This window comes from Corynebacterium sp. HMSC08F01, from assembly GCF_001807545.1.
GTDB lineage: Bacteria > Actinomycetota > Actinomycetes > Mycobacteriales > Mycobacteriaceae > Corynebacterium > Corynebacterium coyleae.
In genome coordinates, this window is record NZ_KV789279.1 from 1 (window position 1) to 608 (window position 608).

1 pseudogene is annotated in these 608 nt (G+C 67.9%); it reads right to left on the bottom strand.

Annotated elements, in window-relative coordinates:
* Positions 1-608 (bottom strand): annotated as a pseudogene (locus HMPREF3171_RS01080) (pyridine nucleotide-disulfide oxidoreductase); the annotation flags it as partial.

Genomic DNA, 608 nt, shown 5'->3' on the forward strand with positions numbered 1-608 from the left:
TCCCACTCGACGATCTTCTTGCGCTCACGCGGGAAGGTCGCGTCGGCGGCGCCGAGGGCGCGCTCGGCCTCGTCGAGCTTGTACCAGCCGGCCCAGGTGGCGTAGTCGATGCCGCGCTCGCGAAGCAGGTCGAGGATCTCGTCCTTGCCGGTGTGGGCCGGGGTGGCGAGCTTGCCGGCGTCGGCGTCGGCGATGAGCATGTCGGTGGTTTCCTTCGCATCCGACTTGGTGTTGCCGATCAGGCCGACCGGGCCGCGCTTGATCCAGCCGGTGACGTAGAGCTTCTCCTCCGGTGCGGCACCCTCTTCGGCGGTGACCAGGACGCGGCCGCCGTCGTTCGGGATGACATGGCGCTCAAGGTCGAACGGGACGCCCTCGACCGGCTCGGAGCGGTAGCCAACGGCGTGGTAGACCTGCTGGACCGGCCAGTCGGTGAACTTGCCGGTGCCACGGATGCCACCCTTGCCGTCGAGTTCCTGGCGCTCGGTGCGCAGGCCGGTGATGTTGCCGGCGTCGTCGGTAAGCACCTCGACCGGTTCCTCGAAGAAGTGGATGTAGATCTTGTGCGGGGAGTCGTCCGGCTCGCGCATGGCGTACTGCTCAAGCAC